13 protein-coding genes are annotated in these 14,373 nt (G+C 64.3%); 11 read left to right on the top strand and 2 right to left on the bottom strand.

Annotated elements, in window-relative coordinates; translation table 11 throughout:
* Window positions 1-42: 42 nt before the first annotated feature.
* On the bottom strand, window positions 43-780 hold the full coding sequence (locus N7650_RS18115) for a ComF family protein (protein ID WP_279899379.1): 738 nt from the start codon (window positions 778-780) through the stop codon (window positions 43-45).
* An 89-nt stretch (window positions 781-869) separates the two neighbouring features.
* On the opposite strand from N7650_RS18115, the gene bioB reads away from it, so the two are divergent.
* The 9 genes from bioB (at window position 870) to N7650_RS18070 (ending at window position 11,347) form a co-directional block, all read left to right on the top strand.
* Window positions 870-1,928, top strand: a complete 1,059-nt coding sequence (bioB, locus tag N7650_RS18110) for a biotin synthase BioB (RefSeq protein ID WP_009404184.1) — start codon at window positions 870-872, stop codon at window positions 1,926-1,928.
* Between the two features lie 7 nt (window positions 1,929-1,935).
* Complete coding sequence (bioF, locus tag N7650_RS18105; RefSeq protein WP_279899377.1) at window positions 1,936-3,108, top strand: 8-amino-7-oxononanoate synthase; 1,173 nt, start codon at window positions 1,936-1,938, stop codon at window positions 3,106-3,108.
* The gene (locus tag N7650_RS18100; RefSeq protein ID WP_009404187.1) at window positions 3,101-3,832 is read left to right on the top strand and encodes an alpha/beta fold hydrolase; all 732 of its coding nucleotides are present in this window, start codon (window positions 3,101-3,103) and stop codon (window positions 3,830-3,832) included. Before bioF ends, N7650_RS18100 begins: the two co-directional genes overlap by 8 nt.
* Complete coding sequence (gene bioC, locus N7650_RS18095; RefSeq protein ID WP_009404189.1) at window positions 3,825-4,649, top strand: malonyl-ACP O-methyltransferase BioC; 825 nt, start codon at window positions 3,825-3,827, stop codon at window positions 4,647-4,649. The genes N7650_RS18100 and bioC overlap by 8 nt, the downstream gene beginning before the upstream one ends.
* Window position 4,650: 1 nt before the next feature.
* Window positions 4,651-5,331, top strand: coding sequence for a dethiobiotin synthase (gene bioD, locus N7650_RS18090; protein ID WP_279899372.1), 681 nt, complete (start codon window positions 4,651-4,653; stop codon window positions 5,329-5,331).
* 168 nt (window positions 5,332-5,499) lie between these two features.
* On the top strand, window positions 5,500-5,796 hold the full coding sequence (locus tag N7650_RS18085; protein WP_279899371.1) for a pyrroloquinoline quinone biosynthesis protein PqqE: 297 nt from the start codon (window positions 5,500-5,502) through the stop codon (window positions 5,794-5,796).
* A gap of 261 nt (window positions 5,797-6,057) precedes the next feature.
* A complete protein-coding gene (locus N7650_RS18080; RefSeq protein ID WP_009404195.1) occupies window positions 6,058-7,863 on the top strand; it encodes a phenylacyl-CoA dehydrogenase in 1,806 nt (601 codons plus the stop codon).
* Window positions 7,864-8,161: 298 nt separating this feature from the next.
* On the top strand, window positions 8,162-9,445 hold the full coding sequence (locus tag N7650_RS18075) for a GGDEF domain-containing protein (protein WP_064303007.1): 1,284 nt from the start codon (window positions 8,162-8,164) through the stop codon (window positions 9,443-9,445).
* 123 nt (window positions 9,446-9,568) lie between these two features.
* Entirely contained in the window at window positions 9,569-11,347 is a 1,779-nt protein-coding gene (locus N7650_RS18070; RefSeq protein WP_009404199.1) for an acyl-CoA dehydrogenase C-terminal domain-containing protein, read from the top strand.
* 238 nt (window positions 11,348-11,585) lie between these two features.
* Here N7650_RS18070 and N7650_RS18065 read toward each other — a convergent pair whose 3' ends face one another.
* Window positions 11,586-12,506 carry a LysR family transcriptional regulator gene (locus N7650_RS18065; RefSeq protein ID WP_064303005.1) on the bottom strand — a complete coding sequence of 307 codons (921 nt, stop codon included), beginning with the start codon at window positions 12,504-12,506 and terminating at the stop codon, window positions 11,586-11,588.
* Window positions 12,507-12,746: 240 nt separating this feature from the next.
* Between N7650_RS18065 and N7650_RS18060 the strand changes: the two genes are divergently transcribed.
* Window positions 12,747-14,009, top strand: coding sequence for an aminotransferase class III-fold pyridoxal phosphate-dependent enzyme (locus N7650_RS18060; RefSeq protein ID WP_279899367.1), 1,263 nt, complete (start codon window positions 12,747-12,749; stop codon window positions 14,007-14,009).
* Window positions 14,010-14,156: 147 nt separating this feature from the next.
* Complete coding sequence (locus N7650_RS18055; RefSeq protein WP_009404205.1) at window positions 14,157-14,315, top strand: YqaE/Pmp3 family membrane protein; 159 nt, start codon at window positions 14,157-14,159, stop codon at window positions 14,313-14,315.
* The last annotated feature ends 58 nt before the right edge of the window (window positions 14,316-14,373 follow it).

The raw sequence follows: 14,373 nt of genomic DNA, 5'->3' as shown, positions 1-14,373 counted from the left end.
TGGCGATGATCGGCAGGAAAGTGCCCGCCTGACCCTGCCAAGTCAAGCGCTGCCGGGGCGCGGCGTGCGTGCCAGGCAATAGACGTCCACCCGCGCCGCGCCGGCGTCGCGCAACAGCCGGGCCAGGGCCTGGGCGGTGGCGCCGGTGGTCATGACATCGTCCACCAGGGCCACATGCAGGCCTTCGACGGCTTCGGGCCGGACGATGGCGAAGGCGTTGGCGAGGTTGCGCCTGCGCGCACGGGCATCCAGTTCCTGTTGCACGATGGTCTCGACAGGGCGGGTCAGTAAGTCAGGGTCGCAGCAAATCGACAGTTGCGCCGCGATCCACTGGCCAAGCATCGCGGCCTGGTTGTAGCCGCGCTGGCGCAAACGTTGCCTGGCCATCGGCACCGGCAGCAGCAGGGCCGGCCGTGGCAGCCCTTCGGCGAAACGATGGGCCAGCCAGTTGCCGAGCATCTGCGCCAGCAACCGGCCCAGCGGCCATTGGCGCTGGTGCTTGAAACGGGTGATCAGGGCATCCAGCGGAAATCCGTAGTGCCACGGCACCAGCACCCGCCTGAACGCTGGACGCCGTCGCGCGCACTGGGCGCAGAGCAGGCCGTCGATCGGCAGGGGCAGGGCGCATACCCGGCACTGTTCATCCAGCCACGGCAATTCACTTTCACAGGGCATGCAGATGGGCTGAGCCTGCTCGGACGGTTCGTCGCATAAAAGGCAGTATTGGTTGTTATTTGAGCAGATGTAAACCTGCTGTTTAGATCCGGGTTGACAGTGCATGGGCCTTCCTTAACTATGCGGACTATCCGTGATGCGCTGGCGGGCAATCCGATCCCGGCGCCAGTACAAGCCTAAACAAGGAAACACCCATGAGCGCCAGCACAACTGCAACGCTTCGTCACGACTGGTCCCTGGCCGAAGTCAAAGCCCTGTTCCAGCAGCCGTTCAACGACCTGCTGTTCCAGGCGCAGTCGGTGCATCGGGCGCATTTCGACCCTAATCGCGTCCAGGTTTCCACGCTGCTGTCGATCAAGACCGGTGCCTGCCCGGAAGATTGCAAATATTGTCCGCAGTCCGGTCACTACAACACCGGCCTGGACAAGCAGAAACTGATGGAAGTGCAGAAGGTGCTGGAGGAAGCCGCCCGGGCCAAGGCTATCGGTTCCACCCGCTTCTGCATGGGCGCGGCGTGGAAACACCCGTCGGCCAAGGACATGCCCTACGTGCTGGAGATGGTCAAGGGCGTCAAGGCCATGGGCCTGGAAACCTGCATGACCCTCGGCCGCCTTGACCAGGAGCAGACCCAGGCCCTGGCCGACGCCGGCCTCGACTACTACAACCACAACCTTGATACCTCGCCGGAGTTCTACGGCAACATCATCACCACCCGCACCTACGCCGAGCGCCTGCAAACCCTGGCCTATGTGCGCGACGCCGGGATGAAGATCTGTTCCGGCGGCATCCTCGGCATGGGCGAGTCGCTGGATGACCGCGCCGGCCTGCTGATCCAGCTGGCCAACCTGCCGGAGCACCCGGAGTCGGTACCGATCAACATGCTGGTCAAGGTCGCCGGCACGCCGCTGGAAAACGCCGAGGAGGTCGATCCGTTCGATTTCATCCGCATGCTCGCGGTGGCGCGGATCCTCATGCCGCAGTCCCATGTGCGCCTGTCCGCCGGTCGCGAGCAGATGAACGAACAGATGCAGGCGCTGGCCTTCATGGCCGGCGCCAACTCGATCTTCTATGGCGAGAAGCTGCTGACCACCGCCAACCCCCAGGCCGACAAGGACATGCGCTTGTTCGCCCGCCTCGGTATCCAGCCCGAAGCCCGCGAGGAGCATGCCGACGAGGTGCACCAGGCGGCCATCGAGCAGGCGCTGGTCGAGCAGAAGAGCAGCGAACTGTTCTACGACGCCGCATCGGCCTGAGGCCTGCATGAGCTTCGATCTTCGCGCGCGCCTCGAACAACGGCGCGCCGCTGACCTGTACCGTCAGCGCCCGTTGCTACAGAGTCCGCAGGGTCCGCAGGTGGTGGTGGACGGGCAGTCGCTGCTGGCCTTCTGCAGCAACGACTACCTGGGCCTGGCCAATCATCCCGAGGTGATCGCTGCCTGGCGTGCCGGCGCCGAACGCTGGGGCGTGGGCGGTGGGGCCTCGCACCTGGTGGTCGGCCACAGCACCCCGCATCACCAGTTGGAAGAAGCCCTGGCCGAGTTCACCGGACGCCCGCGGGCGCTGTTGTTCACCACCGGCTACATGGCCAACCTCGGCGCTGTCACCGCGCTGGTGGGGCAGGGTGACACCGTGCTGCAGGACCGCCTCAACCATGCGTCCCTGCTGGACGCCGGCCTGCTCAGCGGCGCGCGTTTCAACCGCTACCTGCACAACGATGCCGACAGCCTCGACAAGCGCCTGGACAAGGCCGAAGGCAACACCCTGGTGGTGACCGACGGTGTCTTCAGCATGGACGGCGATATCGCCGACCTGCCCGAGCTGCTCAACCGTGCCCGGGCCAAGGGTGCCTGGCTGATGGTCGATGACGCCCATGGCTTCGGTACCCTGGGGCGCAAGGGCGGCGGTGTGGCCGAGCATTTCGGCTTGAGCCCGGAAGAGCTGCCGGTGCTGGTCGGCACCCTGGGCAAGGCCTTCGGCACCGCAGGCGCCTTTGTCGCCGGCAGCGAGGAATTGATCGAAAGCCTGGTGCAGTTCGCCCGTCCTTATATCTACACCACCAGCCAGCCTCCGGCGCTGGCCTGCGCCACCCTGAAAAGCCTGGCCCTGCTGCGCGACGAACACTGGCGCCGCGAGCACCTGGCCGCGCTGATCGCCCAGTTCCGCGGTGGCGCCGAGGCGATCGGGCTGGAGCTGATGGACAGCTTCACGCCGATCCAGCCGATCATGATCGGCGATGCGGGGCGCGCCTTGCACCTGTCGCGGATGTTGCGCGAGCGCGGCCTGCTGGTTACCGCCATCCGTCCGCCCACCGTGCCCGCCGGCAGCGCCCGCTTGCGTGTAACGCTAACGGCTGCGCACAGCGCCGCGCAGGTCCAGCTATTGTTGAATGCATTGGCCGAGTGCTATCCGCTGTTGGAGCCTGTCGATGCGTAACCATCTGATTCTTCTGCCGGGCTGGGGCCTGGGCAGCGCCGCGCTGGAACCGCTGGCGGCAAGCTTGAGGGCACAGGATGCCGGACTTCGGGTCGAACTGGCGGCCCTGCCCAGCCTGGTCAGCGACGACCCGCAAGCCTGGCTCGACGAACTGGACCGAAGGCTGCCCAAGGACACCTGGCTGGGTGGCTGGTCGCTGGGCGGCATGCTCGCTGCCGAGCTGGCGGCGCGGCGTGGCGATCACTGTTGCGGGCTGTTGACCTTCGCCAGCAACCTCAGCTTCGTCGCCCGCGCCGACTGGCCGGACGGCATGCCGCCGGACACCTTCGAGACCTTCGTGGACGGCTGTCGCAGCCATACGGCGGTCACGCTCAAGCGCTTCAAGTCGCTGTGCAGCGAGGGGGCCCAGGAGCCGCGCAGCGTACTGCGGCAACTGGGCATCGGCGTGCCCGATACCGACCCGGTGCTGCTGGTCAAGGGCCTGGAGGTGCTCGGGCGCTTGGACACCCGTGCGGCATTGCAGGCCTACACCGGGCCGCAACTGCATCTGTTCGCCGGTTCCGACGAGCTGGTGCCCGTCCAGGCTGCCCGGGCCCTTAGCGAATGGCTGCCGGATGTCGAGGTGGGCTTGGTCGAGGGTTCCTCCCACGCTTTCATCCTCGAATATCCGCAAGAGCTGGCAGCCAATATCAAGACCTTCCTGCATGAGAGTGGCGATGACTGATCTATCCCGACCGGCCCTGCCCGGCGCCTTGCCCGACAAGCGCCAGGTTGCCGCGTCCTTTTCCCGTGCCGCCGCCAGTTATGACAGCGTTGCCGAGCTGCAACGGGCGGTAGGCAGCCAGTTGCTGGAGCGTGTGCCGCAGGAACTGGTGCCCCGTTGCTGGATCGATCTCGGCAGCGGTACCGGGTACTTCAGCCGGGCGTTGCAGGGGCGTTATGCCGAGGGAGTCGGTGTGGCGGTGGATATCGCCGAAGGCATGCTGCGCCATGCCCGCGATGCAGGGGGCGCGGCGTATCACGTCGCTGGCGATGCCGAGCGCCTGCCGCTGCGCCCGGCCTGCGCCGACCTGGTGTTTTCCAGCCTTGCGGTGCAATGGTGCGCGGATTTTCGCGCCGTGCTGGGCGAGGCGCGACGGGTGCTGCAACCTGGCGGCGTACTGGCGTTTTCCAGCCTGTGCGTGGGTACCTTGCAGGAGCTGCGGTCGAGCTGGGAAGCGGTGGACGGCCTGGTGCATGTCAATCGTTTCCGCCGCTTCGAGGATTATCAGCGCCTGTGCGGCGCGAGCGGGCTGGAGGTGCTCGACCTGCACGCGCAACCCCATGTGCTGCACTACCCTGATGTGCGCAGCCTGACCCACGAACTCAAGGCCCTTGGCGCGCACAACCTCAATCCCGGGCGTCCCGCCGGGCTGACCGGGCGGGCGCGGATGCAGGGCTTGCTGCAGGCTTACGAGCGGTTTCGCCAGGCGCAGGGCCTGCCGGCGACCTACCAGGTGGTCTATGGCGTCTTGCGCAAGCCGCTGACCGAAGGGGAGTGAGATGAGCGCGGCCTACTTCATCGCCGGAACCGATACCGACGTCGGCAAGACCACCGTCGCCGCCGGGTTGTTGCACGCGGCGCAACTGGCCGGGCTCAGCACTCTGGGCGCCAAGCCGGTGGCCTCGGGCTGCGAGGTCACGCCCAAGGGGCTGCGCAACAGCGACGCCCTCGCGTTGATGGCGCAGAGCACCGTCAAGCTGCCTTATGAGCGGGTCAATCCCTTCGCTTTCGAACCGGCCATCGCGCCGCACCTGGCAGCGCGGGAGGCCGGCGTCGACCTGAGTGTGGCGGGCCTGCTCGGACCGATGCGTGAGGTGTTGGCCCAGGGCGCGGATTTTACCCTGATCGAAGGCGCTGGCGGCTGGCGCGTGCCTTTGTCCCATCATGCCAATCTGTCCGACCTCGCGATCGCCCTGAAACTGCCGGTGATCCTCGTGGTGGGCGTGCGGCTCGGCTGCATCAGCCATGCGTTGCTCAGCGCCGAGGCAATCGCCCGGGATGGTCTGCAATTGGCGGGGTGGGTCGCGAACATCGTCGATCCGCGGACCTCACGACTGGAAGAGAACCTGGCCAGCCTGGCCGAGCGTTTGCCGGCACCGTGCCTTGGGCGGGTGCCGAAGTTGAAGATCGCCTCGGCGGAAGCGGTGGCGGAGCATTTGCAGATCGACCTGCTGGACTGACAAACCCTTGTGGGAGCTGGCAAGCCAGCTCCCACAAGGGTTTGAGTCAGTCTGCTAGTTCCTCTCTATTGCACCAGCCAACCCCATTAGTGTTTTTCAACGGCATTCCTTGCCTATCTCTGCTTCAATAGGCCACTGTATTGCCATCCCCTTTTCTGGAGTTTTGAAATGGAAATCTCGGGCAGTTCTGCATTCTATGCCGGCCTGGGCGCCATTCAGGCCGGACAGCAGCGCGTCGACCAGGCCGCCAGCCAGATCGTGAATAACACCGTGGAGCGGTCTGCCACCAGTCAATCCAGCGATTTCCAGGCCGAGCGCCTGCGCGCCGTGGATCGCAGCCAGCAGATGGACATGGCCACCGCCAGCGTCGAACAGGCCTTGGGCAAGCATCAGGTCGAACTCGGTGTCAAAGTGGCCAAAGCATCGGACGAAATGCTCGGCACCTTGATCGATACCTACTCCTGAGGCGCGACGCCTCAGGCTTCATCTTTCTCCCCTACTCTTTATGCATCAGCGCCTTGGCTTTCCTGCCAGGCATTCGGCTACCCGCTACTAAGACTTTTCCTACGTTCGTAGTTCGTCTGGACGATGGCAGAAGTGCCATTGGCCGGGTGTTGACAAGGCATGGGCGTAAACGTATGTTTCAAACAATCGTTTGACCCAAGGCCGAACTGCTCGGCGTGGTCTTTCAACCCAACCAGGATTCATCAGCAGAGGTTCATCGCTATGCCTGACTACAAAGCCCCCTTGCGTGATATTCGTTTCGTCCGTGATGAACTGCTCGGCTATGAAGCGCACTATCAGAGCCTGCCGGGTTGCCAGGACGCCACGCCGGACATGGTCGACGCCATCCTCGAAGAGGGCGCCAAGTTCTGTGAGCAGGTGCTGGCACCGCTGAACCGCGTGGGTGACCTGGAAGGCTGCACCTGGAGCGAATCCGGCGTTAAGACCCCGGCCGGCTTCAAGGAAGCCTACAAGCAGTTCGTCGAAGGCGGCTGGCCGAGCCTGGCCCATGACGTCGAGCACGGCGGCCAGGGCCTGCCGGAGTCGCTGGGCCTGGCCATCAGCGAGATGGTCGGCGAGTCCAACTGGTCCTGGGGCATGTACCCGGGCCTGTCCCATGGCGCGATGAACACGCTTTCCGCCCACGGTACCGCCGAACAGCAGCACACCTACCTGAGCAAGCTGGTCACCGGCGAATGGACCGGCACCATGTGCCTGACCGAGCCGCATTGCGGTACCGACCTGGGCATGCTGCGTACCAAGGCCGAGCCCCAGGCTGATGGTTCCTACAAGGTTACCGGCACCAAGATCTTCATCTCCGCCGGTGAGCACGACATGGCCGATAACATCGTCCATATCGTCCTGGCCCGCCTGCCCGATGCACCAGCCGGCACCAAGGGCATTTCCCTGTTCATCGTGCCCAAGTTCCTGCCGAACGCCGAAGGTGGCGTGGGCGAGCGCAACACCGTTACCTGTGGTTCCATCGAGCACAAGATGGGTATCCACGGCAACGCTACCTGCGTGATGAACTTCGACGCGGCTACCGGCTTCCTGATCGGCCCGGCCAACAAGGGCCTGAACTGCATGTTCACCTTCATGAACACCGCTCGCCTGGGTACCGCGCTGCAAGGCCTGGCCCACGCCGAGGTGGCGTTCCAGGGTGGCCTGAAATATGCCCGCGACCGCCTGCAGATGCGCTCGCTGACCGGCCCGAAAGCGCCGGACAAGGCGGCCGACCCGATCATCGTCCACCCGGACGTGCGGCGCATGCTGCTGACCATGAAAGCCTTCGCCGAAGGTAACCGGGCGATGGTCTACTTCACCGCCAAGCAGGTGGACATCGTCAAGTACAGCCAGGACGAAGAAGAGAAGAAGAAGGCCGACGCGCTGCTGGCCTTCATGACCCCGATCGCCAAGGCGTTCATGACCGAGGTCGGCTTCGAAGCGGCCAACCACGGTGTGCAGATCTACGGCGGCCACGGCTTCATCGCCGAGTGGGGCATGGAGCAGAACGTACGCGACAGCCGTATCTCCATGCTGTACGAAGGCACCACCGGCATCCAGGCCCTCGACCTGCTGGGACGCAAGGTACTGATGACCCAGGGCGAGGCGCTGAAGGGCTTCACCAAGATCGTGCACAAGTTCTGCCAGGCCCAGGAAGGCAACGAAGCCGTCAAGGAGTTCGTCGAGCCGCTGGCTGCGCTGAACAAGGAATGGGGCGAACTGACCATGAAGGTCGGCATGGCCGCCATGAAGGACCGCGAGGAAGTGGGTGCCGCCTCGGTGGACTACCTGATGTACTCCGGTTATGCCTGCCTGGCTTACTTCTGGGCCGACATCGCCCGCTTGGCGGCCGAGAAACTGGCTGCCGGCACCAGCGAGGAAGCCTTCTACACCGCCAAGCTGCAGACCGCGCGCTTCTACTTCCAGCGCATCCTGCCGCGTACCCGCACCCACGTGGCGACCATGCTGTCGGGCGCGAACAACCTGATGGCGATGGACGAAGAGCACTTCGGCCTGGCGTACTGAGTCATCCGCTTCAACGAAAAACGCCTGCCCTTACCGGCAGGCGTTTTTTTTCGCCTTGAAAACCTTCATGGCCTCATCGCTGGCAAGCCAGCTCCCACAGGATTGTGGGAGCTGGCTTGCCAGCGATGAGGCCAGTACAGACACCACACCTCCGCGAATTGATCCAGCAAATGAGCTTCAAGCTCCAGCCCTTTGGTGCCGTTAAATAAATTGGCGCCAAAATTTCATCTATTCATGTGCATTATCGATACAGTAAAGGCACAATGACATTATCGATCTGCTGGATCGGAGAGTTCCCTTGTTTCGTTTGTCTGCTGTACGCCTGAGTCACTTCCTCCCCGGGGCCTTCCTCCTGCTGTCCGGGCTCGCCGCTGCCTACGTGCGCGATCTGTCGGTGTTCTTTACCTCGCTGTTCAACGTCCTGCCCACCCTGGTGCTGCTGCTCGGCGGCGCCTACTGCGCGGTGTATCGCCGGCAGCGCGAGCTGTTCCTGATGATCACCGTGTACATCGCCTACTACCTGCTGGATACCCAGACCGACTTCTACCGCGACCACGGCCGCGTGCGCGAGGACGCGGCCGTGGTGTTCCACCTGGTGTGCCTGCTGCTGCCGATGCTGTTCGCCCTGTTCGGCGCCTGGCAGGAGCGTACCCATCTGTTCCAGGACATGGTGGCGCGCTTCGCCGTGCTGCTGGCGGTGGGCAGCGTGGCGCTGGGCCTGGAGCAGAGTTACCCGCAGGCACTGCTGAACTGGCTGGCGGAAATCCGCTGGCCGGCGCTGCATGGGCAGTGGATGAGCCTGATCCAGATGTCCTACCCGGTGTTCTTCCTAGCCTTCGTGGTGCTCGTGGTGCAGTACCTGCGCGAGCCACGGCCCTTGCACGCGGCGCAGATCATCGGCCTGGTCGGGATCTTCTGGATGCTGCCGCAAACCTTCATCCTGCCGTTCACCCTGAACATCATGTGCAGCCAGGTGATGCTGATGATCGCTGCGTCGGTGTCCCACGAGGCCTACCAGATGGCCTTCCGCGACGAGCTGACCGGCCTGCCCGGGCGACGCGCGCTGAACGAGCGCATGCAGCGCCTGGGGCGCAACTACGTGCTGGCGATGACCGACGTCGACCACTTCAAGAAATTCAACGACACCCATGGCCACGATGTCGGCGACCAGGTGCTGCGCCTGGTAGCGAGCAAACTGTCCAAGGTCACCGGCGGCGGTCGCGCCTATCGCTACGGTGGCGAGGAGTTCTGCCTGGTTTTCGCCGGCAAGACCCTGGAAGAGTGCATCCCGCACCTGGAAGCCGTGCGCGAGATGATCGCCAACTACGCTATCCAGCTGCGCAACCAGGAGAGCCGCCCGCAGGATGACCAGCAGGGCCGCCAGCGCCGCGGCACGGCGGGCAGCGGCAGTGTGTCGGTGACGGTCAGCGTCGGCGTGTGCGAGCGCCATCCCGAGCACCGCACTCCTGAAGAAGTGCTCAAGGCCGCCGACCAGGCGCTCTACGCAGCCAAGGGCGCAGGGCGTAACTGCGTGATGGCCCATGGGCAAAGAGAGAAGCGAGGAGCCTTGCGCGTGGCGTGACCGAAACTGACTTATCGGTCTTTAGATGACCCTATGTGTCGCAAAAGTTGTTCGGTTACACTCCAAGACCTTAGTACCGGTCCCTTGCGGGATTGCCCACGACTCAAGGTGTGAGAGGTTGCCATGGCTGACTACAAAGCGCCGCTGCGCGATATGCGCTTCGTTCTCAACGAAGTTTTCGAAGTCTCGAAACTGTGGGCAGCCCTGCCCGGACTGGCTGACGCGGTGGACGAAGACACCGCCTTGGCCGTGCTGGAGGAAGCCGGCAAGGTTACCGCCAAGACCATCGCCCCGCTGAGCCGCGCCGCCGACGAGGAAGGCTGCCACTGGGATAACGGTGCGGTGCGCACGCCTGCCGGCTTCATCGACGCCTATCGCACCTACGCCGAAGGTGGCTGGGTCGGTGTCGGTGGCGATCCGGTGTACGGCGGCATGGGCATGCCCAAGGTGATCTCGGCCCAGGTCGAGGAAATGGTCAACTCGTCGAGCCTGGCCTTCGGCCTGTACCCGATGCTGACCGCCGGCGCCTGCCTGTCGATCAATGCCCACGCCAGCGAAGAGCTGAAGGAAAAATACCTGCCGAACATGTACGCCGGGGTCTGGGCCGGTTCCATGTGCCTGACCGAGCCTCACGCCGGTACCGACCTGGGCATCATCCGCACCCGCGCCGAGCCGCAGGCGGACGGCAGCTACAAGGTCAGCGGGACCAAGATCTTCATTACCGGCGGCGAGCACGACCTCACCGAGAACATCATCCATCTGGTGCTGGCCAAGCTGCCGGACGCACCGGCGGGGCCGAAGGGCATCTCGCTGTTCCTGGTGCCCAAGTTCCTGGTCAACGCCGACGGCAGCCTGGGCGAGCGCAACCCGGCCAATTGCGGCTCGATCGAGCACAAGATGGGTATCCAGGCGTCGGCCACCTGCGTGATGAACTTCGACGCCGCCGTCGGCTATCTCGTCGGCGAGCCGAACAAGGGCCTGGCGGCCATGTTCACCATGATGAACTACGAGCGCCTGGGTGTCGGTATCCAGGGCCTGGCCTCGGCGGAGCGCTCTTACCAGAACGCCATCGAATACGCCCGTGACCGCCTGCAAAGCCGTGCCCCGACCGGGCCACAGGCCAAGGACAAGGTCGCCGACCCGATCATTGTCCACCCGGACGTGCGTCGCATGCTGCTGACCATGAAGGCGCTGAACGAAGGTGGCCGTGCCTTCTCCACCTACGTTGCCATGCAATTGGACACCGCCAAGTACAGCGAGGACGCCAGCACCCGCAAGCGCGCGGAAGACCTGGTGGCGCTGCTGACCCCGGTGGCCAAGGCCTTCCTCACCGACCTCGGGCTGGAGAGTGCCGTGCATGGCCAGCAGATCTTCGGTGGCCACGGCTATATCCGCGAGTGGGGCCAGGAACAGCTGGTACGTGATGTGCGCATCACCCAGATCTACGAAGGCACCAACGGTATCCAGGCCCTGGACCTGATGGGGCGCAAGATCGTCGGCAGCGGCGGTGCGTTCTACAAGTTGTTCGCCGACGAGATCCGCCATTTCACCGCTACCGCCGGCAGTGACCTTGGCGAGTTCGTCAAACCGCTGAATGCTGCGCTGGATGACCTGGATGCCCTGACCGCCTGGGTACTGGACCGGGCCAAGGGCAATCCGAACGAGATCGGCGCGGCGTCGGTCGAGTACCTGCACGCCTTCGGCTATGTCGCCTACGCCTACATGTGGGCGCTGATGGCGCGCACCGCGCTGGCGAAGCAGGGCGAAGAGGACTTCTACGCCAGCAAGCTGGGCACCGCACGCTTCTACTTCGCCCGCCTGTTGCCGCGCTTGCAGTCGCTGTGCGCGTCGGTCAAGGCTGGCAGCGAGTCGCTGTACCTGCTGGAGGCCGAGCAGTTCTGAGGTGAAAGCGTCATGTAAGCATTTGCTTACATGACGTGGTGACGTTTGGCGTCTTCTCTGGGATTGGATCCGAAGTTAATCTTCTTTCCATGGACGAAGCGCAGGACGCGCAAAGTACATCACAAGGACGGAACGAAGGAAGCCTGCCCGGGACGGTGGGACGAAAGGGAAGTCAAAGGGAAACAGTCTGAGAAAACCTCGCTTCGGCGGGGTTTTCTTTTGCCTGCGTTTTCTCCGGCTAGCCAAGCACGTCCAGCGCTGAAACGCCCATCTGCCGCGGATCGATCTCTTCTTCCAGCAACGTGCGCAGCAGTTCCACCGAGGCCTGCTGGCGTTGCGCATCGCGAAACACCAGGCCGACCTTGAGCGGCACCCGTGGCTCGCTCAATGGCTTCCAAAGCAGTTCGTGATCCTCCGAGGCCTCCCGCGCACGCCCCGGCAGCACCGTGGCCAGCGAGGTATGGTGCAGGCTGTCGAGAATCCCGCCCATGTTGTTCATTTCCGCCTGTACCTGTGGACGCCGCCCGAGGTTGGCCAGTTGGCCTTGCCAGATCTGCCGCACCTGGAATTCCTCGCCGAGAAGGATCATCGGCAGTTCCGCCGCCTGCTTCAGCGAGACCTTCTTGAATTCGCGCAGCGGGTGGGTGGCGGGAATCACTACCTGCAACTCGTCCTCGTACAACAGCAATCCGTGCAGCCCCGGCTGGCGAGGCGGCAGGTAGCTGATGCCGATATCCAGGCTGCCGTTGAGCAGGCGTCGTTCGATTTCCTGGCCTGACAATTCGTAGATCTGCACCACAAGGTGCGGCTGCGCCTTGCGCACCCGGTCGAGCAGTTGCGGAACCATGCTCGGCCGCACCGTCTGCAGCACGCCGATGGCCAGGGTGCGCAGGGCCTGGCCCTGGAAATTGCGCAGGGCGTCGCGGGCCCGTTGCATGCCGTCGAGCAGGGGCAGGGCGTGGTTGTACAGGGTGTGCGCGGCAAGGGTCGGCAGCAGGCGCTTGTTGCCGCGTTCGAACAGGCTGACATCGAGGCTGTGTTCGAGCTGGCGGATCTGCTGCGACAGCGCCGGCTGGGACAGCGACAGGCGTTCGGCGGCCCGGCCGACATGGCCTTCTTCATACACCGCGACGAAATATCGCAGTTGGCGGAAATCCATAAGCTTTACTTATCGAAAATGCTCGAAAAACGAAATGGCCCGGAGGCCGTCGGAAGCCTACTCTACGCCCGTATTCACGAGGTTTACAGGCCCAGAGGGCGCAATGAGCAGCGTACAGGTGGATGGCGTTTACATAGGCAAGGCTAAACCTCGGTGGGAGCATGCGGGCTTGAGGAAACGGGTGGATCGTCCGGCCCTGTCGTCACGCTGGCTCGGCTTGCCGCTGGAAGGGCTGCGCGCATGAACCTGTTCAATCTGCGTCGCCAACGGGCTCCCGTGGTCGATGTCGCACCGCTGCCGGGTGAACCCGTCGATCCGTTGTCGCGGGAATGCCTGATGCCGAGCAAGCAACTGGCCGAGCAGGTTTTCGTTCGTGGCCAGGGTTCCTGGCTATGGGATAGCGAAGGCCGGGCATTTCTCGACTTTACCCAGGGCAATGCGGTCAACAGCCTCGGGCATAGCCCCAAGGTGCTGGTCCAGGCCCTGAGCGGCCAGGCGCAGGCGCTGATCAACTCCGGGGCCGGCTTTCATAACCGCGAGCATCTGAAGCTGGTCAACCTGCTCTGCCAGAGCACCGGCAGCGACCAGGCCCATCTGCTCAACAGCGGTGCGGAAGCCTGCGAGGGCGCGATCAAGCTGGCGCGCAAATGGGGCCAGCTGCATCGTAATGGCGCCTACCACATCATCAGCGCCAGCCAGGGCAGCCATGGCCGTAGCCTCGGCACCCTGGCCGCCTCGGACCCGCTGCCGTGCAACCGCTGCGAGCCAGGCCTGCCGGGTTTCAGCAAGGTGCCGTTCAACGACCTGGCGGCGCTGCACGCGGCAGTGGACTCGCGCACCGTGGCGATCATGCTCGAGCCGATCCAGGGCGAAGCCGGAGTGATCCCGGCGACCCGGCATTACCTCAAGGGGGTCGAGCGCCTGTGTCGCGAACTGGGGATCCTGCTGATCCTCGATGAGGTGCAGACCGGCATGGGCCGCTGCGGTGCCCTGCTGGCCGAGCAAACCTATGGCGTGCGCGCCGATATCCTCACCCTGGGCAAGGGCCTGGGCGGCGGTGTGCCACTGGCTGCGCTGCTGGCCCGTGGTACGGCGTGTTGCGCAGAAGCCGGCGAACTGGAAGGCAGCCATCACGGCAATGCGTTGATGAGCGCTGCGGGGCTGGCCGTGCTGGAAACCGTGCTTGAGCACGGCTTCCTCGACCAGGTGGGCGCTGCCGGCCGTCACCTGCGTGATGGCCTCAGCCGTCTGGCCGGGCGCTACGGCCTGGGCGAGGTGCGTGGGCAGGGTTTGCTCTGGGGGTTGGAACTGCATGAGCCGCTGGCGGCGCAGGTGGTCAAGGCGGCACGCCAGGAAGGTCTGCTGCTCAATGCCCCGCAAGCCAGCGTGTTGCGCTTCTCGCCGGCGCTGACCGTCAGCCACGGCAATATCGACGAAATGCTCCTGCGCCTGGCCCGGGCCTTCGCCCGGGTGCATACCGCGCAGCTCGGCAGCCGCTCGTAAACGAATTCAAAGAACCGTCTCGCGTTCCTGCGCGTCGCCCCGGGCCTGTTGTTTTTGGTCCGGGGCGTTTTTTGTGCGCGGGAAACAAGCGGAACCGTCCGGGCTGGGCCAGAGTCAGTATGAGGACACTACTTTGGGAGCTTTGCCATGGACCTGATTCGTATCATCTTCGCCATTCTCCTGCCTCCGCTGGGGGTGTTCCTGCAGGTCGGCTTCGCCGGTGCGTTCTGGCTGAATATCCTGCTGACCCTGCTGGGCTACATCCCGGGGATCGTGCATGCGGTGTATATCATCGCCAAGCGGTGATCTTCAGGGCCTCATCGCTGGCAAGCCAGCTCCCACAGTGTCCGCGGCGCCGCAGAAC

The sequence above is a fragment of the Pseudomonas sp. GD04058 genome (assembly GCF_029836855.1).
Lineage (GTDB): Bacteria > Pseudomonadota > Gammaproteobacteria > Pseudomonadales > Pseudomonadaceae > Aquipseudomonas > Aquipseudomonas bharatica.
The sequence above is the reverse complement of the archived record's forward strand: the minus strand, read 5'-3'. Positions and strand labels throughout refer to the sequence as shown.